Consider the following 20172-nt stretch of genomic DNA (forward strand, 5'->3'; position numbering starts at 1 on the left):
CCCATCGCTGGGACGCGGCCTCTATGCTTTGGGCAACACTGGCGCGATACCGCGCGCTGTTAACTATTCACTGTTAACTGTTAACTGCTCCTGCTGTTCCTTCAACAACCCCAACACCTTCTGCCGCAACCAGCTATGGGCCGGGTCGGCGCTTTGGTCGCGGTGCCAGTAGAGGTGCATTTCCAGGCCGGGCAGGTCTGCCGGGAAGGATTTGATCACCATGCCCTTGCGGGACAGGCGACCGGCCAGGGTGGCCGGCAGGGTGAGCAGCAGGTTGGTGTTCTGCACGGTGCTGATGGCCGCCTGGTAGTGCTGGCAGCGCAGGCGGATATGGCGTCGGTAGCCCTGCCGGGCCAGGCCGAAATCTTCCAGGCCCGGGCCTTCGCGGCGGGACGACACCAGCACATGCTGGGCGGCCAGGTAGCCGGGAAGGTCCATGTCATCGGCCAGCTCGTGGCCCTCGCGCATCATCACCACCAGCGGCCCGCTGAGTACCGGCAGATGCTCGATGGATTCCGGCAGGGCCAGCATCACGTCGCAGGCCAGGTCCAGCCGGCCGCTGGCCAGCTCAGTGGCCATCTGCTTCCGGCTGATAGTGAGTGATTGCAAACGTACCCCCGGGGCGTCTTCCATCAGCTGCGCCATCAGCGACGGCAGCAGGCAGCCTTCCAGACCATCGCGCAGGCCCAGCACAAAGGTGCGCTCCGCCTCGCTGGCATCGAAACCGCCTTCATCACTCAAGCATCGCTGAAAGCCCCCCAGGGCATGACGCACCGGGCTGACCATGGCCCGGGCCCGGGCGGTGGGCACCATGCGGCTGCCCTGGCGCACGAACAAGGGGTCATCCAGGCGGTCGCGCAGGCGCCCCAGGGCGTGGCTCACCGCCGGCTGGGTGAGGTTGAGCACCTTGGCGGCGCGGGTCAGGGAGCCCTCGGTGTAGATGGCATCGAAGACCACGAAAAGATTGAGATCGAACCGCGAAACATGCATGGCGTTTATCAGTGATCATTGCGAGGATTCATTGGATTTATTGAAACGCCGTCACTAGCATCGGTCAATGGATAAGACCCCGGATCTCGGCGGGTCGACGCCTGACGCACAATCCGCGACCGAAACCACCATGACCACAGGACACACCATGAGCCAGACCCCACAACGCATCCTGATCACCGGCGGCGCCTCCGGGCTGGGGCGCGCCATGGCCGAGGCCTGGCTGCGCGATGGCGCCCGGGTACTGATCGGCGATGTGAACCAGGAGCGCGCTGCAGAAACCTTGGCCGCCCTGAAGGATCTGCCCGGCGAGCTGCAGTTCCAGTATCTGGATGTGCGCGACGCGGCCAGCTTCAACAATGCCCGTGAATGGCTGGAGCAGAACTGGGGTGGCGTGGATGTGCTGGTGAACAATGCCGGGGTGGCCGGTGCCGCCCGTATTGATCGCGGCGACATGGCCGACTGGGACTGGATTTTCGATATCAACGTGAAAGGCGTGGTGCGCGGCTGCAAGGTGTTCGTGCCGATGATGAAGCGCCAGGGCCACGGCCACATCGTCAACATCGCTTCCCTGGCCGGGCTGCTGCATGCGCCGGTGATGGGCAGCTATAACGTGACCAAGGCCGGGGTGATTTCCCTGTCGGAAACCCTGCGCTTCGAGCTGGCGCCTTACGGCATTCATACCACGGTGGTGTGCCCGGGTTTCTTCCGCACCAACCTGCACGAGTCCATGCGTACCCCGGAGCCGGGCATGATTGAGACGGTGGACAAGCTGCTCTCCAGTGACGAGCTCACCGCCGACCAGATTGCCGAGATGATCAAGAAGGCAGTGGCCAAACAGCAGTTCTTTCTACTGCCCCACAAGAGTGGTCGCCGAGCTTACTGGATGAAGCGTTTTCTGCCGTTTGTGTTCAACCGGGTGATGCTCAAAGGCGCCGAGCGACTGCAGGGCAAACTGGAAAAAGCGGAGAAAGCCTGATGCCGGTGATCTACCTGATCCGCCACGGCCAGGCCAGCTTCGGCAAGGAAGATTACGATCAGCTTTCAGAGGGCGGCTGGGAGCAAAGCCGGATTCTTGGCCGCGCCCTGCAGAATCAGGATCTGGGGGTGCCCCGCGCCATCTGCGGCACCATGCGCCGCCATGTGGAAACCGCGCAAGCGACCCTGGGCGAACTGGGCCTGGCAAAGGAATGGCACACGGATACCGGCTTCAACGAATACAACCACAGCGAGTTGCTGGCCGTGGACTGGCCCCTGGCCACCGACCGGGCGGCCCTGACACAGTGGCTGGCCGAGCAGGATCACCCGCGCAAGGTATTCCAGGCCCGCTTCGAGCAAGCCCTGCGCCGCTGGCAGAGCGGCGACGGTGATTACAGCGAAAGCTGGTCCGCCTTTCGCGAACGGGTGCTGGCCAGCACCTACAGCCTGGGCAACTGCCTGAGCAGCGGCGACAGCGCCCTGGTGTTCACCTCCGGCGGCGCCATCAGCGTGATTATCCAGCGGCTGATGGGGCTCACCGACGAGGCCCTGATCACCTGGAACCGCACCCTGATCAACACCAGTGTGACCCGAGTGCTTGTGAATGCCGGCAAGCTGCGACTAGTCTCGGTGAACGAACATCTGCATCTGCCGAGCGAGCAGGTGACGTATCGATAGACGCGACCTGATAACCTCAACATTTCTACAACGCCTATGTAGGAGCACCGCTTAAGGTGCGAACCGCGCGCCAGCGCGGAATCGTCCGCAGGACGATCAGGATCCCAGCGCTCGACAGGTTTCAGAAAACATCGGCGAGCGACACAAACGTTGTCGCCTCGCTTCGCGAGGTTCGCGCCTCAAGCGGCTGTATTCGCTACGCTCACCCTGCGGGCCGACTTACAGTCGTTACTACGCTACGCTTCGTTCCTACAGCAGCCATTAGCAAGGGGATAACAATGCCGACACGCAAGAATATTCTAATCACCGGTGCCAGCTCCGGGCTGGGCGAAGGGATGGCGCGATTGTTTGCGGCCATGGGGCGCAACCTGGCGTTGTGTGCCCGGCGCATGGACCGGCTGGAAACCTTGAAGGCCGAGCTGGAAGAAAAGCATCCGGGTATCCAGGTTCTGATCAAGCCGCTGGATGTGAACGATTACGACCAGGTGTTTGCGGTGTTCGATGCGTTCCGCACGGAAATGGCGGGCATTGATCGCGTCATCATCAACGCGGGCATGGGCAAGGGCCAACCACTGGGCACCGGCTACTTCTACGCCAACCGGCAGACCGCGGAAACCAACTTTGTGGCGGCACTGGCACAGACCGAAGCGGCCATGGAAATTTTCCGCGCCCAGAACAGCGGCCACCTGGTAATGATTTCCTCCATCAGCGCCATGCGCGGCATGAAGAAAAACCTCACCACCTACGCCGCCACCAAGGCCGGCGTGGCCATGCTGGCCGAAGGCCTGCAAGTGGAATTGCAGAATTCCCCGATCAAGGTGACCACTATCTTCCCCGGCTTCATCCGTTCCGAGATCAACGAAAAGGTGAAGAACACGCCTTTCCTGGTAGACACGGAAACCGGCTGCAAGGCACTGGTGAAAGCCATCGAGAAAGAGCCGAAGAATGCGTCAGTGCCGGGCTGGCCGTGGGGGCCGCTGGGCTTTGCTATGCGGAATTTGCCGCTGGGGATGGTCGGAAAGATGATGTAGGCAGCTACAAGCTGCAATGATGTTTGGGAAGAATGATATCGCCAATCACTAAACCCTGGCCTCTCTATTAGGTCCCCTCTCCCTTGAGGGGAGAGGGACAGGGAGAGGGTGAAGCTACAACGTGCAGGAAGCACAAAAGGCAAAGTAATGGACTACCGTCACCGCTTCGCAAAGGATTTGCGAACCCGCATGACAGACGCCGAACGCTTGCTATGGAAACACTTGCGAGCCCATCGGCTAAATGGACAGAAATTCCGTCGCCAGCAGCCGATAGGCCCTTATATCGTTGACTTCGTCCACCTCGGGGCGAGGCTAGTGATTGAGGCTGACGGAGGTCAGCACAATGATAATGCGGCGGATCAGGAACGTGATGACTGGCTAAACGCGGAAGGCTATCGCGTGATGCGATTCTGGAACAATGACATCCTGCAGAATACTGATGCGGTTCTGGAAGAAATCTTCAAGGCCGTCTCACCCTCTCCCTGTCCCTCTCCCCTCAAGGGAGAGGGGACCCTCCAGGAAGGCCCTAAAGGAAACGATTAACTCACCCACTTCGTTGCTATTCAGAATGAATCTTTACCGATAATCGCGGGCAAAACGTTTTCGTTTACCTACCCTATTGCCCGCGTTGCAACTTTAAACTTTAAACTTGTAACCCTTCAATCAATCGACCCAGGGTTCTTCCGCTTCTTCACGGTCGCAAAGCCGCTATTGGTATCCGGCACCGCCGGCTTGTTGGTACGCGAATTCTTCTTCGCCACCGGTTTTTTCCTGGCCGGCTTTTTGCCCTTCTTGGCGTCTTCCTTTTTCTTCATTTTTTTCTTTTTGCTGCCCGCAGCCTTGCCGTTGGACTTGAGGTTTTTCGGGCCAAGGAAGTTGCCTTTCAGGGCTTCGATCAGGCGGTATTCGAAGTTCTGGCGCAGGTAGCGCTGGATGCCGGCCATCAGGTTCCATTCGTGGGCGGCGATCAGGGAGATGGCGGTGCCGGCGCCGCCCACCCGGCCGGTGCGGCCGATGCGGTGGACATATTCGTCGCCACTGCGGGGCATGTCGAAGTTGATTACCAGGTCCAGGCCGTCCACGTGGATGCCCCGGGCGGCCACGTCGGTGGCGACCAGCACTTTCACGGCGCCAGCCTTGAGGCGATCCATGGCCAGTTTGCGGTCTTTCTGGTCTTTCTCGCCGTGCAGGACGAACACTTTCAGGTTGGAGGCCACCAGCACGCCGCCCATGCGGTCGGCCTGCTCGCGGGTGTTGGTGAACACCACGGCCTTGTCGTAGGTCTCGTTGGCCAGCAGCCACTGCACCAGACGTTCCTTGTGTTTCACGTCGTCGGCGGTGATCACCTGCTGGACCACGGATTCGTTCAGGTCACGCACGGAGTCCAGCATCAGGGACTTGGGCTCGCGCAGGGTGGAGGCGACCATTTTCTCCATGGCGTTGCCACCGCTGGTGGCGGAGAACAGCAGGGTCTGACGCTCGGCGCGGCATTCTGCGGCCAGGCGCAGTACGTCGTCGCTGAAGCCCATGTCCAGCATGCGGTCGGATTCGTCCAGCACCAGCATTTCCAGATCCTGCAGGCGCAGGTTGCCGGCTTCCAGATGCTCGATCAGACGCCCCGGGGTGCCGATGAGGATTTCCGGGTTCTTGCGCATCTTGGCGGCCTGCACCTTGAAGTCTTCACCACCGGTGACCAGCTCCGCCTTGATAAAGGTATAGCGCCCCAGCGCCTCGACCTGCTTGAGGGTCTGCTGGGCCAGCTCGCGGGTGGGCAGCAGAATCAGGGCGCGGGTGTCGGTGCGCGGCCGGGAGTGCTGCAGCAGCTGGTGCAGCATGGGCAGCATGAAGGCGGCGGTCTTGCCGCTACCGGTGCGGGCGACCACACGCAGGTCGTGGCCGGCCAGGGCCTCGGGGATGGCTGAGGCCTGGACAGGCGTGGGGGTGGTGATTTCCAGTTCGCCGAGTGCCCTGGTCAGGCGCTCGTGCAAATTGAGGTCGGCAAAAGTGGTCATGCAATGGGCTCCGCTATCGAGGGGCCATTGTAACGACTATCTTGGCGAATGACTGCCTTATTGCGATAGGAGCTATGCTCACATGGCGAGAAAGGTTCTGTTTCCTGCAAACGCATTGTGAACCTGACAGCCATTCGCCATGCAAGCATAGCTCCAACGGGGACGGGGAGGGCTAATCGCCCACCCGGGCGAAGCGCGGCTGGACCTTGCCGTCGCGTTCCACGGTTTCGGTGAACATGGCCAGGGGGCGCACCCACAGGGCCTGGTCGCCGTAGAGCGGGCGATAGACCACCAGGGTGTCGCCGGTTTCCGAGTGGGTGGCGGTGCCGATGACCTGGTACTCGTTGCCCTTGAAGTGCCGGTAGCGGCCCGGTTGCAGATCACTCATTGCCGGTCTCCGGGCAGCGGGCCAGGCGCTCGGCAATGGCCGCCAGCACCTGGGGATTCCAGGGCAGGCCCACATGGGTGCCCTGCACTTCCACATTATCGGTAAGCGGCCCCTCTTCTTCCTGACTGCATTGCCAGGACACGATGCCGTCCTGTTTGGTGAAAATGGCGGTACAGGGCACCGGCGGCGCCGGGATACGGGCCTCGAAGGCTTCCCGGTCCGGTGGTGGCCGCTTGGGGTTAAAGAGGTTGAACAGGGAGGTGACGTTGTTGGCTTCCGGGTCGCCATTGATGGGGCTGCCCAGGGTGAAGACCTGGCTGACCCGCTCCGGGTAGGCCCGCGCCAGTTCGCGGGCAAACACCCCGCCCAGGCTCCAGCCGATCAGCGCCACGGGCTGACCATGACGGGTGTGAATGGCCTGTAGCTGGCTCACCAGCATGGCCTTGCGCTTGCTGTTCATGCCCAGGTTGGTGCCCTGGGCCCAGCCGTAGACGCTGTAGCCCAGCCGGGTCAGCGCCCGTCGCAGGGGCCGGGTGCTCACATCGCTGGCACCGAAACCGGGCAGCACCAGCACCGGCTGACCACGACCGGCGGGGAGCTGACGGTGGCCCAGGCCCCGCAGCAGGTAACGTCCGTAGGCCAGCATGGCCCGGCTCTCTCCCAGCAACAGCCCCAGGGAGGGCGCGGATGGCTTGTCTGTCATCGCAAATTCCTCATGTTTCTCTGCCCCCATCGTAACCGGCGTGGCGGTGACCACCTTGGTCATGACGCGGTCAGAGGGCGCGCCCGGGTCATGGCGCATCCGCTTTGTTTATCGTCGGTAACGGTGTGCTGGCAATGCGCAACAGCGGTGGCCGGGTCGGAGTCCTTACGCCATGATGGTGATAACCAGGGAGGTGCACAATGAGCAAAAACAACAATGCGGCTCGTGCCGATCATCAGGTAATTGTGGTGGGCGCCGGGTTCTCCGGACTGTGTATGGCGATCCAGCTGAAGGAAGCCGGCTACGATGATTTCGTGGTGCTGGAAAAAGCCGGCGATATCGGCGGCACCTGGCGGGACAATATCTACCCGGGCTGCGCCTGCGATGTGCCCTCCCATCTGTATTCCTATTCCTTTGCCCCCAACCCGCGCTGGTCGCGCATGTTCGCGCCGCAGCAGGAAATCTGGGATTACCTGAAACGCTGCGCCGACAAGTTCGGCGTCACCCCACACATGCGTTTCAATTGCGAGGTGGAGCGGGCGGTCTACGACGAGCAGAAACAGATCTGGCATGTGACCACCCATGACGGCACCGAGCTGACCACCCGGATTTTCGTTTCCGGCATCGGCGCGCTGAGCATCCCCGCCTACCCGAAACTGCCAGGGGTAGAGAACTTTCAGGGCGAGGCCTTTCACTCCGCCCGCTGGAACCATGATTACGATCTCACCGGCAAACGTGTGGCTGCCGTGGGCACTGGCGCCAGTGCCATCCAGTTTGTGCCGCGCATTGCCCCAGAGGTCGAGCAGCTGGATCTTTACCAGCGCACCCCGCCCTGGGTGCTGAGCAAGCCGGACCGGCGCATGACCAAAATTGAAAAGCTGCTGTTCAAGACCCTACCGGTGACGCAGAAATTGTTCCGGGGCGGCATCTACTGGTGGATGGAAAGCCGGGTGCTGGGTCTGGCGGTGGATCCACGGGCCATGAAGCTGGCCGAGCTGTATGGCCGCCACTTTATCCGCCGCAACATCAAGGACCCGGAGCTGCGCAAGAAAGTCACCCCGGACTACACCATCGGCTGCAAGCGCATTCTCATGTCCGATGAATACTACCCATCACTGAATCGCGACAATGTGGCGGTGCTCACCGATGGCATCAAGGAAGTGAAAGCCCACAGCATTGTCGATGGCCAGGGCGTGGAACGCGAGGTGGACTGCATTATCTACGGCACCGGCTTCAAGGTCTCCGACCCTATCGGCCCGATGCAGATCATCGGCAAGGGCGGCGAGGAAATCCGCGACACCTGGGACGAGACCGGCATGGAAGCCTACCTGGGCGTCTCGGTAAGCGGCTTCCCCAATTTCTTCATGCTGCTGGGGCCCAATACCGGGCTGGGGCATACCTCCATCGTGTTCATGATCGAGGCACAGGTGAACTACGTGATGCAGGCGGTGAAAAAACTGCTTGGTGAGGGCGGCGGCTCTTTGGACGTGAAGCCGGAGGTGCAGGCAGGATTCAACCGGCGCCTGCAGGCGCAACTGGATGATGCGGTATGGTCTTCCGGTGGCTGTGAGAGCTGGTACCTGGACGAATTCGGCAAGAACCGTACCCTGTGGCCAAGCTTCACGTTCCAGTACTGGATGCGCACCCGCAAGTTCGAGCCGGACAAGTATCTGTTTGAGCCCGAATCGGTCTGATCGGGACACCCGGGGAACCCGGCGGCAGGCATCCTGTCCTAACGAAGACCCGAATCATCAAGGAGATGCCATGCCTCGCCTGACACTTGCCCTGCTCCCCGCCCTGCTACTGCTAGCCGGCCAGACTTTCGCCGCCGATCGCCCGGTATTCGGCTGGGTGGAAAAGACCACGCTGGAACCCTGGGGGGTGGAACTGAAGGCGAAGCTGGACAGCGGCGCCCTGACCTCGTCAATGCATGCCACGGATGTGGAAGTGTTTGAAAAAGAGGGCGATGACTGGGTGCGCTTTACCGTGGATGTGCGCGATGAAGCGAGCGGTAAAAAAATGCAAAAAACCTTCGAGAAGCCCCGTTACCGCAAGGTGCTGATCCGCGGTGCCGGTGGCATTGATCGTCGCCCGGTGGTGTTGATGAATCTGTGCATGGGCAACACCGTCTATGAAGAGCAATTCACCCTGAACGACCGCTCGGACATGATCTACCCGGTACTGCTGGGTCGCCGCACCCTGTCGCATCTGGGCTATCTGGATGTGACTCGGACCTTCACCCATTCCCCGGACTGTGATGAAGGGTCCATCGTCAAACTGGACAAGGACCAGGAAGACGACAAGGACATTGATGACTGATGTCACCCTCCTCTTGTAGGAACCGAGCTCGCGAAGGTAACAGCCGCAGGCTGGCCCGAAGGGTGAGCGCAGCGAATAACGCCGCTTGAGGCGCGAACCGAGCGAAGCGAGGAAGGCTTTCGCAAGTACGTTCCCGCCTCAAGCGGCGCTCCTACAGGGGAAAGTTGAGCCGCTTTCCGGTTACGCCGGGTTCACCTCGAAATACCCGAACAACCCATCCAGCGCTTCGCGCAGTACATTGCCCTGCAGGCTGATGCGCGCCTGCAGTTCTGCCACCGCATCGTCCGCATCCATGGCGTCGATATTTTCCTGTAGAAGATCCAGCGCCTTGATGCGCTTGATCTCCAGCTTGTCGTTGATATCCAGCTCCAGGGAATCCTGCCAGGCCAGGTTGATGCGGGTGGCCACCATGCCGGTTTCCAGGTGGGCGAGGATTTCTTCCTGGCCCAGGTCCACGGCGGTGAATTTCACGGCGGCGCCTTCGTCCTTGGTGCCTTTCAGCTCGCAACGATCACCCAGGGTGAAGCCTTCCGGCAACAGCTTGGTGTCTTTCAGCCAGTTGCTGAAGCTGGTGTAGGGGGCGGAGTTGGGGGCCGGATACGCTACCGGCAGGGTGCCGATGGCCTTGCGCAGACAAGCCACCACTTCTTCGGCACGGCTGGCGGACGAGGCATCCACCATCACCCGCTTGCGCTCAGTATCGATCAGCAAAGAAGTACGGCGGGAGCGAGTGAAGGCGCGGGGCATCAGCTCGAAGGTGATCTGCTCTTTCAGATCCGCCTTTTCCTTGCGACCCACCTTGCGGCCTTCCTCGTCCTGGATGTGCTCCACTTTCTCGTCGAGCAGCTCCTTGATCACCGGCCCGGGCAGCAGGCGCGAGGTTTCCTGGTAGGTGCAGTAGATAAAGCCGTCCACCGCATAGACCATGGGGTCCTGCCCTTTCAGGGGCGGCACAAAACCTTCAGTGCGCAGGGTCTGGGAGCCACAGGGCTGGCAGCGGTTCTGGTCCAGGGTTTCATCGAGCTCGGCCACGGAGGAAGGAAAGGCCTCTTCGCCCACAAACACAACCAGATTCTTGATCCACATAAACAGGTTCCAAGCAGGGGGCGACGAGAAAAGGCGCCGCCGGACAGAAAAGAAAGGCTGGCCACAGTAGCGAAATGGCCGAATCGGCTCAAGCGCTCATTCCGGAGAATCGGACAAGAATCCGGCAGGAACTGCGGCGCCTGTTAAGGGTCACTGTCATTAGGCTATTTCCGGCTGCCAAAAGCGACCGGGACTATCACACAGCATCTACAGGAGCAGGTGATGAAAACACTGACATTCCCCAACGGCGACACCATGCCGCAACTGGGCCTGGGTACCTGGAAATCCCAGCCCGGCGAGGTCTACGAGGCCGTGAAGGCGGCCATCGAGATGGGTTACCGGCACATCGATTGTGCCCATATTTACGGCAACGAGGACGAAATCGGCCAGGCACTGCAGGATGTGTTCGCCGCCGGCACAGTGCAGCGCGAGGACCTGTGGATCACCTCCAAGCTGTGGAACAGCGACCATGCGCCGGAGGATGTGCAGCCGGCCCTGGAAACCACCCTGAACAATCTGAAGCTGGATTATCTCGACCTGTATCTGATGCACTGGCCGGTGGCCCTGAAGAAAGGTGTGCCCTTTCCCCAGACCGGCGATGACATGGTGTCCTTGAACGACCTTCCCGTGGCGACCACCTGGGCAGCGATGGAAGCGCTGATGGATAACAACCTGACCCGGCAGATCGGTGTCTCCAATTTCAGCGTGAAAAAGCTGGAAGACCTGGTCGGCAAGGCGCGGTTGAAACCGGCCATGAACCAGATCGAGTTGCACCCCTATCTACAGCAGACCGTCATGCTGCGCTTCTGCCAGCAACAGGGCATCCACCTGACTGCCTACTCACCGCTGGGCTCCTCCGATCGCCCGGACGGCCTCAAGGCCGTGGACGAACCGGTGCTGCTGGAAGACCCGATCATTCATGACATCGCCGACAACCACAGCGCCAGCCCGGCACAGGTGCTGATCGCCTGGGCCCTGCAGCGCGGCACCGCGGTGATCCCGAAATCGGTGAATCCACAACGGCTGCAACAGAACCTGGCCGCCGCGGATCTGACTCTCAGCGAGGACGACATGAACGCCATCGCCGAGCTGGATCGCCACCGCCGCTATGTCGACGGCGGCTTCTGGGCACAGCCGGGCAGTGATTACAGCCTGGAAGGTCTCTGGGACGAGTAAACTCCCAACCCTGGCAAAACCGTAGGGTGCCACTGAGCCTAAGGCGAACTGCACCGTAACCACCGTGGACATGGTGCAGTTCGCCTTAGGCTCAGTGCACCCTACGCAAACGCCGCCCCTTCTCATTCCTTCACGCCCTTTGGCCCGGGAAGACATGGTCATCAGCGGTCGGGAACGGCCATCCTTGGGACTTCATTTTCATCAGGATGCCCCATGGATTTTCTGCGCACCCCGGATTCGCGTTTCGAACGACTGCTGGACTACCCTTTCGAGCCCAACTACACGGACGTGGGTGGCCTGCGCATGCATTATCTGGACGAAGGCCCGGCGGATGCCAAGCCGGTGCTGATGATGCATGGCGAGCCGTCCTGGTCGTACCTGTACCGGCACATGATTCCGATCTGCGCCGCTGCCGGCCACCGGGTGGTGGCGCCGGACCTGATCGGTTTCGGCAAATCCGACAAGCCCACCGACATCAACGCCTACAGCTACCAGAGCCACATGGTCTGGATGCAATCCTGGCTGGAACAGCTGGACCTGCGTGACATTACCCTGGTCTGCCAGGACTGGGGCTCGCTACTGGGCCTGCGCCTGGCGGCGGAAAACCCGGAGCGCTTCCGGGCCATCGTGGTGGGTAACGGCATGCTACCCACCGGCGATCTGAAAGTGCCGAAGGCGTTTCAATTGTGGAAGAATTTCGCGCTCTACAGCCCGGTATTCCCCATCGCCCGCATCATCGGCAGTGGCACCTTCAAGAAGCTGGGGCCGGATGAGCGACGGGCCTACGATGCGCCCTTCCCGAGCAAGAAGTACAAGGCCGGCGCCCGGGCTTTCCCAAAGCTGGTGCCAGTCACCCCGGATGACCCGGCCAGCGATGCCAACCGCCAGGCCTGGAAGGTACTGGAGCAATGGGACAAACCGTTCCTGACCACGTTCAGCAATGGCGACCCGATCACCCGGGGCGGCGACAAGTACATGCAGGAACGCATTCCCGGCGCCAAGGGGCAGCCCCACCAGACCCTGGTAGGTGGCCACTTTCTTCAGGAAGATTCGCCGGTGCAGTTTGCCCGGGCCGTGAATGCGTTGATTGCCGGGCTGGAGTCGTAGCTTGTTGGAGGCTTGCTTGCAAGGCGAAGCGACCAGATAACTCTTCGCCTTGCAAGCAAGGCTCCAACGAATTCTGACCGCTATCCCTCAGGCGGGAACCGCTTCCTGGGACAACGACCAGAATGCCATCCGGTTGCGGCCCGCTTCCTTGGCCAGATAGAGGGCCTGATCCGCCCGGGAGAAGAGCTGTTCCTCACCCAGGGTGTCGCCGGTACCGGAACAGGTGACGCCGAAGCTGGCGCTGATATGGAACGGCGCCTGCCCTTCCACTTCCACCGGTGTGTCGTTCAGTCGCTGTCGGCAGCGTTCGATGACCTTCTCCGCACCCTGCTGATCCGTTTCCGGCATCAGCAGCATGAATTCCTCGCCTCCGATGCGACCAATACGATCGGTTTCCCGCAAGCAGTCCCGCAACACCCTGGCCACCATCAATAGCACCTTGTCGCCTATGGCGTGTCCGTAGCGATCGTTGATTTGCTTGAAATGATCCAGATCCATGACGCAGACCGACACCGGGTTGCCGCTACGGCGACTACGGGCCAGCTCGTAGCTGAACTGGTCGAACAGGGCGCGACGGTTGTCGAGGCCAGTGAGCGGGTCGGTCACCGCCAGGGCCCGGATCTGCTTTTCACGAATCTGCCAGCGCCGCAGCAACACATAGGTGAAGCCGAACACCATGGCCAGAAACGGCGTGGCAAAGGCGATCATGCTGTTGACCCAGTACACGGAGACCAGATCCTTGGTCACTGGGTCCGCCTTGAGCATAGGGGCGTACTGTAATTTTCCCTGCACGATCAGCGCATAGATGGCCAGTACCATCACGGTGTGAATCACCAGGCTGCAGGTGACCCGCTTGAAATCAAAAAGAATAAAGCCGGTGAGCGGCGAGCCCACCAGCACCAGGCCCACGATCGGGTTATACAACCCCATTACATAACCAATGCCGAGAAAGGAAAAACCGAAGAAATGGATGCACACATTGGGGTAGGCCACCGAGTGACGCTTGGTCTTGTGCAGGGCCATTCCCCAACAGCTCAGCAACAACCAGCCGATCACGTTGAAAAGGAAAATATCCCGGGCTAGCCCGGCCCCTTCCACAGACAGGAATTGCTCACCGAAACGGGTGTAGTTCACCGTGAACAGCAGCCAACCGAGAAACCCTAGCATCAGCAGGCCGGTGAGCACCGACAGCAACAGGCTCTTGTCCCGATCGCTCCAGTCGAGCAGATCGGTGATGGGCAGCGGATTGCGGTCAACCGCTGGCATGGCATGAGTTCTCATTCATACCGGAATTATGTCACAGGGCCGATCCCGCTGAGTGAAATCTGATCAACGCTGGTGCCCCGGCTGCCACCAGTGGTCGGAAATACTGCACGGCATTTTCACTGTTCTGGTGCAGACCGGAACGCAGGCAAGCCTCATCATAGAGTGTGATTGCATCGGCACCAGGTGGGGCTCTGCAATCAGGGGCGAGTACGGGTCATCAGCAGGGCCGGCCCGTCCGGTGTCTTCACCACCTGGCGGGCAACAAAACCGGCATTGCGAAAACAGTGGATGGCGCGAAGGTTATCTGGCGCCGGATCGGCAATGACTTCAGTTACCTGGGGATCATCAAACAGCCGATCCACAAAGGCACTCACCGCCGAGCAGCCCAGGCCATGATCCAGGTGGCTCTCGCTGGCGAGAAACACATCCACCCCACGCACGCCCGGGTCATCAATTTCCAGCCACCAGCCTTCATGGTGATGCTCGATGGGCGCATAACGCTGAATGAACCCCAGCGGCTCGTCATCCAGACGGATAAAGAAAAACATGGCGCCACCAAAGCAGCGCTGGGCCGGATGGTAATCGCGAATCACCTCTTCAAGACTGCGCTGCGGCCCCCACCAGCGGCTGACATGCTCGCGACCCAGCCAGTCATGCAACACCGGCAGGCTCGCGTCGGTGAGCGGCGTAAAGGTGAGCCTGTCCGTTGCCACTGAGACTTTCATAACGTTACGCCACTGCCTCCCTGCCTGCCCCCTGTATAGAAATATCTATACGCCTCCCACAAGAGTAGCCAGCATCCATGTTGGTAACTGCCATCGGTTTATCGTTTTCATTCATTCGACACAAAGGTCGATATGGTTAATTAAATAGCGAATTTCACTCTTTACATCAACCTGAGTTGAGGTTTTATGCTTGACTCTCCTTTTTCCGACAGGGACCCATACCATGGCGCTGGATATTGATGCCTACCTGCAGCGAATCGGCTACCAGGGAGACAAGACGCCTACCCTGAATACCCTCAAGGCCCTGCAACGCTTACACCTGCAGGCCATCGCCTTCGAGAACCTGAACCCGCTGCTGGGGCTCCCTGTGCCACTGGACAGCCAGGTCCTGATGGACAAGCTGGTTGTTCAGCGGCGAGGCGGATACTGTTTCGAGAATAACCTGCTGTTTCTGGAAATCCTGACTGGGCTGGGATTTCAGGCACGTGGTATTACCGGGCGGGTCTACTGGAACCAGCCCGACGATGCCTGGCCGCCGCGCTCGCATATGCTGCTACTGGTGACGATTGACGGCGAAGAGTATCTCAGCGATGTGGGGTTCGGCGGCATGACTCCGACTGCCCCGTTGAAGCTCCATGCCCGTCATCCACAAAGCACACCGCTGGAGCCTTTCCGGGTGGAGGCGCATCAGGATCATTACAGCCTGTGGGTACAGCTCGGGGAACAGTGGCGATTGCTTTATCGTTTCGACCTGATGCAACAGGGTGCCGTGGATTTCGAGATGGCCAACTGGTATGTGGCCTGCCACCCACAATCCAAATTCGTGAACAATCTGATTGCGGTGCGCACTGGCGAAGACCGCCGCCACACACTGCTGAACGATCTTTATACGGTTCGCTTTCCGGATGGCAGCAGTGAAAAGCAGACGCTGGGTTCGGCAGCTGAGTTATGGGAATTACTGGAAGGGGTATTTGCCATCAATATGGCAAAGATAGAGAGAAACAGTCTGGAGAAAGTACTTAAAGAAAAATCACTATTCCGATAATGGAACAGTGTAAAAATCTTTGCCTTGTGAACAAGGCTCCAACGCATAACTCACCGCTGTTGGAGCCTTGCTCGCAAGGCGAATCGCTACTCGTAACTCAGATGAGTCGCTTTGCCCCGGAACACCCGATAGATAAAGATCGTGTAGCCCAGAATCATCGGCAAGGCGATGATGGCACCCCAAAAAGTAAACAGCAGGGACTCCGTGGCCGACGCTGCTTCCCAAATGGAAATCTGCCCCAACACGATATCAGGGAACAGGCTGTAGGCCAGTCCGATACTCGCCAGCACGCTCACTACCATCAAGGCGACAAACGCCAGCCAGCCATAGCCATTGTGCAGGATCTGTTTACTGTTGAAGATCCAGACCAGCGCCACATAGGCCAGCGCTGTGGTGATCGGAATAGGCATCAGACCGATGGCGTTAGGCAGGGTGAACCATTTGTCAGCGATGGCGCTGCTTACCAGCGGGGTAGCGATGGAAATCAGCAGCAGGAAACCGCCCATAGGCCATACCGCCATTCGTCCCCAGCGTACCGCCTTGTTGAACAACTCGCCCTCGGTCTTGATCAGCAGCCAGGCGGCGCCAAGCATGATGTACAGGGATGGCAACGCCACCGCGATCAGTGCAGCGAACAGGGTGCTGGTGGCATCACCGGTGAGCCCGGTGACAAAGGCGCCCAGCATCCAGCCCTGACAGACCGATGCGACCAGGGAACCGAACGCAAACAGACGGTTCCATTTCGCCTTGTGCTTGTCGCCGGCCTTGACCCGGAAATCGAACGATACCCCGCGCAGAATCAGCCCCATCAGCATCAGTGTCACCGGCAGGTACAAGGAGGTGAGCACGATGGAATGCGCCTGCGGGAAGGCAATCAGCAAGATACCCACGCCCAGTACGATCCAGGTTTCATTGGCATCCCAGAACGGCCCGATGGCCGCCACCATCACATCCTTTTCGTCATCGCTGGCGAAGGGCAGCAACATGCCGATGCCCAGATCGTAGCCATCGAGAACCACATAGATAAGCAGTGCCAGCCCCATGGCGCCAGCAAAGAACAACGGAAGCCAGTATCCCAGATCCATCACGCTTCTCCTTCGGCAGTTTCCGCGTCGTTCATGGCCCGTTGCTGAGGCGTCAGCGTCAGGGAACGTGCCGGCTTGGTGGCCATATAACGCAGGGTGGCGATGTAGGACACCAGCAAGAACAGGTACAGCAATACATAGCCGAACAGTGTGCCTGCAACAGTGGCACTACTGTGATCCGCCACCACATCGGCGGTTCGTAGCAGCCCATCCACCACCCAGGGCTGACGGCCGATTTCGGTGACATACCAACCCGCCAGCACCGCGATCCAGCCAGAGAATGTCATCACCGACAGGGCACGCAACAGCCAGGTCTGTGTCTCGCGACTTTCATCCCGGTTGCGGAATAACCGCCAGGCGGACCACCAGCCCACTAACACCATCAGCATGCCAATGCCGACCATCACCCGGAACGCCCAGAACACCGGCGCCACCGGTGGGGTTTCCCCCTCAAACTCATTGAGGCCGAGCACTTCGCCGTCCCACTCGTGGGTGAGAATCAGGCTGGCCAGGTTGGGCACCTTGATGGCCATGTGCGTGGTCTTTTCTTCCTCATCGGGAAAGCCGAACAGAGTCAGGGGGGCCCCTTTTTCCGTTTCCCAGATACCTTCCATGGCGGCGATTTTGGCGGGCTGGTGCTCCAGGGTGTTGAGCCCGTGCAAGTCACCGATAAATACCTGTAACGGAGCCAGCACAGCTGCCATCAGCGCACCGGTGCGCATCACCTTCCAGGTGGCCGGGCCATCCACACCGCGCATGGCCCGCCAGGCGCTGATACCCATGATCAGGAAAGCCGCAGTCAACAGCGACGCCGTGAACATATGAGCGAAGCGATAGGGGAAAGACGGGTTGAAGATGACTTCCCACCAGCTTTCCACGAAGAACACGCCGTCTTCAATGCGATAGCCTGTCGGCGTCTGCATCCAGGAATTGAGGCTGAGGATCCAGAATGCAGAGAACGAAGTTCCCACGGCCACCAGGGCGGTGGCAATCAGGTGGGTACGATTGGATACCCGGTCCTTGCCGAACAGCATAATGCCCAGAAAAGAGGCCTCCAGGAAAAAGGCAGTGAGCACTTCATACCCCAGCAACGGCCCGGCGATATTGCCGGCACGCTCCATAAACCCGGGCCAGTTGGTGCCGAACTGGAAACTCATGGTGATACCGGACACCACCCCCAGCGCGAAACTCAGAGCAAAGATCTTTACCCAGAAGAAGTAGGCATACTCCCAGGCCTTGTCACCAGAAAAGGTGTAGCGCAACCGGAAATAGAACAGCACCCAGCACAGGCCGATGGTGATGGTGGGAAACAGGATATGGAAACTGATATTGGCCGCGAACTGCAGCCGGGCAAGCAAGAACGGATCGAACTCCACGGGCGCAACCTCCACATGACAGGCCTGCGAACAGGATTCATAATTTTCTCTAGGCTAGCACATCAGTATTACGGCGGCGTGTGACAAATTGCCCTAGGTCAACCGCCTGCTAAATAACGGCCTGGGGAACGGTGTTCCCCCTGACAATACGCCAACAAACGCTGAAACCCAGCATTATCCCCAGACGCAGCAGAATAGCGCGAACCCCGTCATTTGATGGAACAGGCCCCATAAGGCTGTAAAACCGTCATGCCATCAACACCACGACCCCTCTCTCGTTCAACGGCAGTTACCGCACAGCAATTGAACGCACTGGCAAAGCTGAGTAGCTTATTGTCTGTAATCCCTGCATCGTTTTTGCGCGATGCTGACAATAACCTGACCTGCAGCGAGCCATGGCCCTGACTTCCGCGGATGTCCGCAACGCCGAAACCCTAAAAAAAGACTACAAGCTCCGGGACGACAAGGGGCTTTACCTGCTGGTAGAGACCAATGGCAGCCGTACCTGGAAATTCAGCTATCGGTTCGATGGCCGCAGCAAAGTCATCACCTTGGGCCCCTGCCCCGAGGTCACCCTGGCCTTTGCCCGCCAGCTTCGTGACGAAGCCCGGGAGCTGATCGCCGACGGCACTGATCCGCTCACCCGTTGCGAAAAACGCGAAGTGTTCAGCCCCTCGGTGGAAACCTTCGAGGCGGTGGCGCGGGACTGGCTGGAACGGGTCTACCGCTTTGAGGTCTCGGAAGAACAGTTCCGTCGCACCAAGCGACAGATGGAAAACTACCTGATTTCCAGCATTGGCAAGCGGGTGGTCAGCGAAGTGACCCCGGAGGATCTGAAATCCTTGGCGGCCGCCCTGGGCGCCGAAGGCCATCTGGACAAGGGCAAGCGGGTACTGGGTATCGCCAAACGGGTCTACGGCCATGCCCGCGATACCGGCGTGGCCGGCTTCCAGCAGACCGGTGCCCTGCGCCGCCGACTTACCGGTTCCGGCACCGAGCCGGAATTCCTGCTCAGCACCCGTGAGCAACTCTTCAATCTGGCCAGTGGCGTGCTCGGACAGTGGAGCCGCACCACCACCACCGCGGCGCTCAAGCTGACTGTCTGGCTGCTGGCCCGACCCAGCGAGATCGTCAACGCACGCTGGTCGGACATGGATCTGGATGCCGGCGAATGGCGCATCCGCCGCAAAAATCCGGACAGCCCGGACGGCAACAAGATCATTACCGTGCCCCTGCCCCGCCAGGCGGTGGAGCTATTGCGGGAGATGGAACCGATCACCGGCCGCCAGGAATATATCTTCCCCGGCACCCGCGATCGCAAGAAGCACCTGGGCGCCAGCACTCTCACCGGCGCCCTGAAAAAAGTGACCCGCACGACACCGGTCTCCACCGACAACCTGCGCACCCTGGCTGCCACTGCGCTGGGCGAGCTGGGCTACCAGGCGGAACAGATCCAGTCACAGTTGCTCAACCAGACCGGCGACGAACAGAGCGATCGTCAGCTCTATCAGGAAAAACGCCGGGAAATGCTGCAGGCCTGGGCGGACTATCTGGATAACACTGTCATCGGCAAGGTAACACGTCGCTAAGCGTTACAAAGAACCATGCCGACGCTGGCATCCAATAGCTCGGAGCCGCCACCATGGAACCGTTTGATAATCACCAAAACCTGATCCAGACGGTCCTCACTCTCCCCGAGGAGAATGTGCGTCACGGCCTTGGCGGGCCCTTTGCTGCACTGGTGGTCAAAAATGGCGCCATCATTGGTCAGGGCTGCAACCGGGTAACGGACCAGCATGACCCCACCGCCCACGCGGAAATGGAAGCCATTCGCGCCGCCTGCCGCCAGCTGGGTAGCCACCAGCTGCATGGCTGTGTGATCTACAGCAGTTGCGAGCCCTGCCCCATGTGTCTGGGCGCCATCTACTGGGCCCGGCCGGACAAGCTGTTCTATCTCAACAGCCAGGCCGATGCGGCTCGTATCGGTTTTGATGATCAGTTCATCTACCAGGAGCTGGCTCTCCCTGTCGCGCAGCGCCAGCTGACCACCGAACACCTTGATCATCCGCGCCGGCTGGTCGCCTTCGAGTTATGGCAGGCCAGCAGCGACCGGGAAGACTACTAGGCAGCCTTTGTTCGATTGTGGGAATGTTGGCGGTTTTTTCAGGAAGTGCCTGGCCTCCGATACAGCACACCGAATGACCCCG

The 20172-nt window shown here is 60.0% G+C and carries 20 protein-coding genes; 11 read left to right on the forward strand and 9 right to left on the reverse strand.

Features of this window, described 5'->3' with window-relative positions; genetic code table 11:
• Positions 1 to 63 precede the first annotated feature (63 nt).
• Positions 64 to 990, reverse strand: a complete 927-nt coding sequence (locus tag T9A_RS04420) for a LysR family transcriptional regulator (protein ID WP_035245389.1) — start codon at positions 988 to 990, stop codon at positions 64 to 66.
• Positions 991 to 1120: 130 nt separating this feature from the next.
• Between T9A_RS04420 and T9A_RS04425 the strand changes: the two genes are divergently transcribed.
• The 4 genes from T9A_RS04425 (at position 1121) to T9A_RS04440 (ending at position 4220) form a co-directional block, all read left to right on the forward strand.
• A complete protein-coding gene (locus T9A_RS04425) occupies positions 1121 to 1969 on the forward strand; it encodes an SDR family oxidoreductase (protein ID WP_084573397.1) in 849 nt (282 codons plus the stop codon).
• The gene (locus T9A_RS04430; RefSeq protein ID WP_035245392.1) at positions 1969 to 2646 is read left to right on the forward strand and encodes a histidine phosphatase family protein; all 678 of its coding nucleotides are present in this window, start codon (positions 1969 to 1971) and stop codon (positions 2644 to 2646) included. The genes T9A_RS04425 and T9A_RS04430 overlap by 1 nt, the downstream gene beginning before the upstream one ends.
• Positions 2647 to 2924: 278 nt before the next feature.
• Complete coding sequence (locus T9A_RS04435) at positions 2925 to 3677, forward strand: SDR family oxidoreductase (RefSeq protein WP_035245394.1); 753 nt, start codon at positions 2925 to 2927, stop codon at positions 3675 to 3677.
• A 147-nt stretch (positions 3678 to 3824) separates the two neighbouring features.
• Complete coding sequence (locus tag T9A_RS04440; protein ID WP_035245395.1) at positions 3825 to 4220, forward strand: endonuclease domain-containing protein; 396 nt, start codon at positions 3825 to 3827, stop codon at positions 4218 to 4220.
• Between the two features lie 116 nt (positions 4221 to 4336).
• Here T9A_RS04440 and T9A_RS04445 read toward each other — a convergent pair whose 3' ends face one another.
• From T9A_RS04445 to T9A_RS04455, 3 genes are all read right to left on the reverse strand, one after another.
• The gene (locus T9A_RS04445) at positions 4337 to 5689 is read right to left on the reverse strand and encodes a DEAD/DEAH box helicase (protein WP_035245396.1); all 1353 of its coding nucleotides are present in this window, start codon (positions 5687 to 5689) and stop codon (positions 4337 to 4339) included.
• A 172-nt stretch (positions 5690 to 5861) separates the two neighbouring features.
• The gene (locus T9A_RS04450; RefSeq protein ID WP_035245397.1) at positions 5862 to 6077 is read right to left on the reverse strand and encodes a DUF1653 domain-containing protein; all 216 of its coding nucleotides are present in this window, start codon (positions 6075 to 6077) and stop codon (positions 5862 to 5864) included.
• A complete protein-coding gene (locus T9A_RS04455) occupies positions 6070 to 6780 on the reverse strand; it encodes an esterase/lipase family protein (protein ID WP_035245559.1) in 711 nt (236 codons plus the stop codon). The genes T9A_RS04450 and T9A_RS04455 overlap by 8 nt, the downstream gene beginning before the upstream one ends.
• Positions 6781 to 6980: 200 nt before the next feature.
• Here T9A_RS04455 and T9A_RS04460 point away from each other — a divergent pair, with 200 nt between their 5' ends.
• Positions 6981 to 8474 (forward strand): flavin-containing monooxygenase, encoded by a 1494-nt coding sequence (locus T9A_RS04460; RefSeq protein WP_035245398.1) that lies wholly within the window; start codon positions 6981 to 6983, stop codon positions 8472 to 8474.
• A gap of 70 nt (positions 8475 to 8544) precedes the next feature.
• Positions 8545 to 9099 carry a retropepsin-like aspartic peptidase RloA3 gene (rloA3, locus tag T9A_RS04465; protein WP_035245400.1) on the forward strand — a complete coding sequence of 185 codons (555 nt, stop codon included), beginning with the start codon at positions 8545 to 8547 and terminating at the stop codon, positions 9097 to 9099.
• A 180-nt stretch (positions 9100 to 9279) separates the two neighbouring features.
• Here the strand turns inward: rloA3 and T9A_RS04470 are convergent, their stop codons facing one another.
• A complete protein-coding gene (locus tag T9A_RS04470) occupies positions 9280 to 10185 on the reverse strand; it encodes a recombination-associated protein RdgC (RefSeq protein WP_035245402.1) in 906 nt (301 codons plus the stop codon).
• 222 nt (positions 10186 to 10407) lie between these two features.
• On the opposite strand from T9A_RS04470, the gene T9A_RS04475 reads away from it, so the two are divergent.
• Complete coding sequence (locus tag T9A_RS04475) at positions 10408 to 11361, forward strand: aldo/keto reductase (protein WP_035245404.1); 954 nt, start codon at positions 10408 to 10410, stop codon at positions 11359 to 11361.
• 213 nt (positions 11362 to 11574) lie between these two features.
• On the forward strand, positions 11575 to 12468 hold the full coding sequence (locus T9A_RS04480; RefSeq protein WP_035245405.1) for a haloalkane dehalogenase: 894 nt from the start codon (positions 11575 to 11577) through the stop codon (positions 12466 to 12468).
• An 87-nt stretch (positions 12469 to 12555) separates the two neighbouring features.
• On the opposite strand, the gene T9A_RS04485 is transcribed toward T9A_RS04480, so the two are convergent.
• Positions 12556 to 13734, reverse strand: a complete 1179-nt coding sequence (locus T9A_RS04485; RefSeq protein WP_035245406.1) for a GGDEF domain-containing protein — start codon at positions 13732 to 13734, stop codon at positions 12556 to 12558.
• A gap of 197 nt (positions 13735 to 13931) precedes the next feature.
• Positions 13932 to 14459, reverse strand: coding sequence for a GNAT family N-acetyltransferase (locus T9A_RS04490; protein ID WP_035245409.1), 528 nt, complete (start codon positions 14457 to 14459; stop codon positions 13932 to 13934).
• A gap of 223 nt (positions 14460 to 14682) precedes the next feature.
• Here T9A_RS04490 and T9A_RS04495 point away from each other — a divergent pair, with 223 nt between their 5' ends.
• Positions 14683 to 15504 (forward strand): arylamine N-acetyltransferase family protein, encoded by an 822-nt coding sequence (locus tag T9A_RS04495; RefSeq protein ID WP_035245411.1) that lies wholly within the window; start codon positions 14683 to 14685, stop codon positions 15502 to 15504.
• Positions 15505 to 15590: 86 nt separating this feature from the next.
• On the opposite strand, the gene T9A_RS04500 is transcribed toward T9A_RS04495, so the two are convergent.
• Positions 15591 to 16589, reverse strand: a complete 999-nt coding sequence (locus tag T9A_RS04500) for a cytochrome d ubiquinol oxidase subunit II (RefSeq protein WP_035245414.1) — start codon at positions 16587 to 16589, stop codon at positions 15591 to 15593.
• Positions 16589 to 17965, reverse strand: a complete 1377-nt coding sequence (locus tag T9A_RS04505; protein ID WP_035245560.1) for a cytochrome ubiquinol oxidase subunit I — start codon at positions 17963 to 17965, stop codon at positions 16589 to 16591. The genes T9A_RS04500 and T9A_RS04505 overlap by 1 nt, the downstream gene beginning before the upstream one ends.
• Positions 17966 to 18360: 395 nt before the next feature.
• Between T9A_RS04505 and T9A_RS04510 the strand changes: the two genes are divergently transcribed.
• Both T9A_RS04510 and T9A_RS04515 read left to right on the forward strand, forming a co-directional pair.
• Positions 18361 to 19554, forward strand: a complete 1194-nt coding sequence (locus T9A_RS04510) for a tyrosine-type recombinase/integrase (protein WP_035245417.1) — start codon at positions 18361 to 18363, stop codon at positions 19552 to 19554.
• Positions 19555 to 19607: 53 nt separating this feature from the next.
• Positions 19608 to 20090: a nucleoside deaminase gene (locus T9A_RS04515; protein ID WP_035245419.1), complete on the forward strand. Its 483-nt coding sequence runs from the start codon at positions 19608 to 19610 to the stop codon at positions 20088 to 20090.
• The last annotated feature ends 82 nt before the right edge of the window (positions 20091 to 20172 follow it).

Origin of the sequence: Alcanivorax jadensis T9 (genome assembly GCF_000756655.1) — a bacterium.
Lineage (GTDB): Bacteria > Pseudomonadota > Gammaproteobacteria > Pseudomonadales > Alcanivoracaceae > Alcanivorax > Alcanivorax jadensis.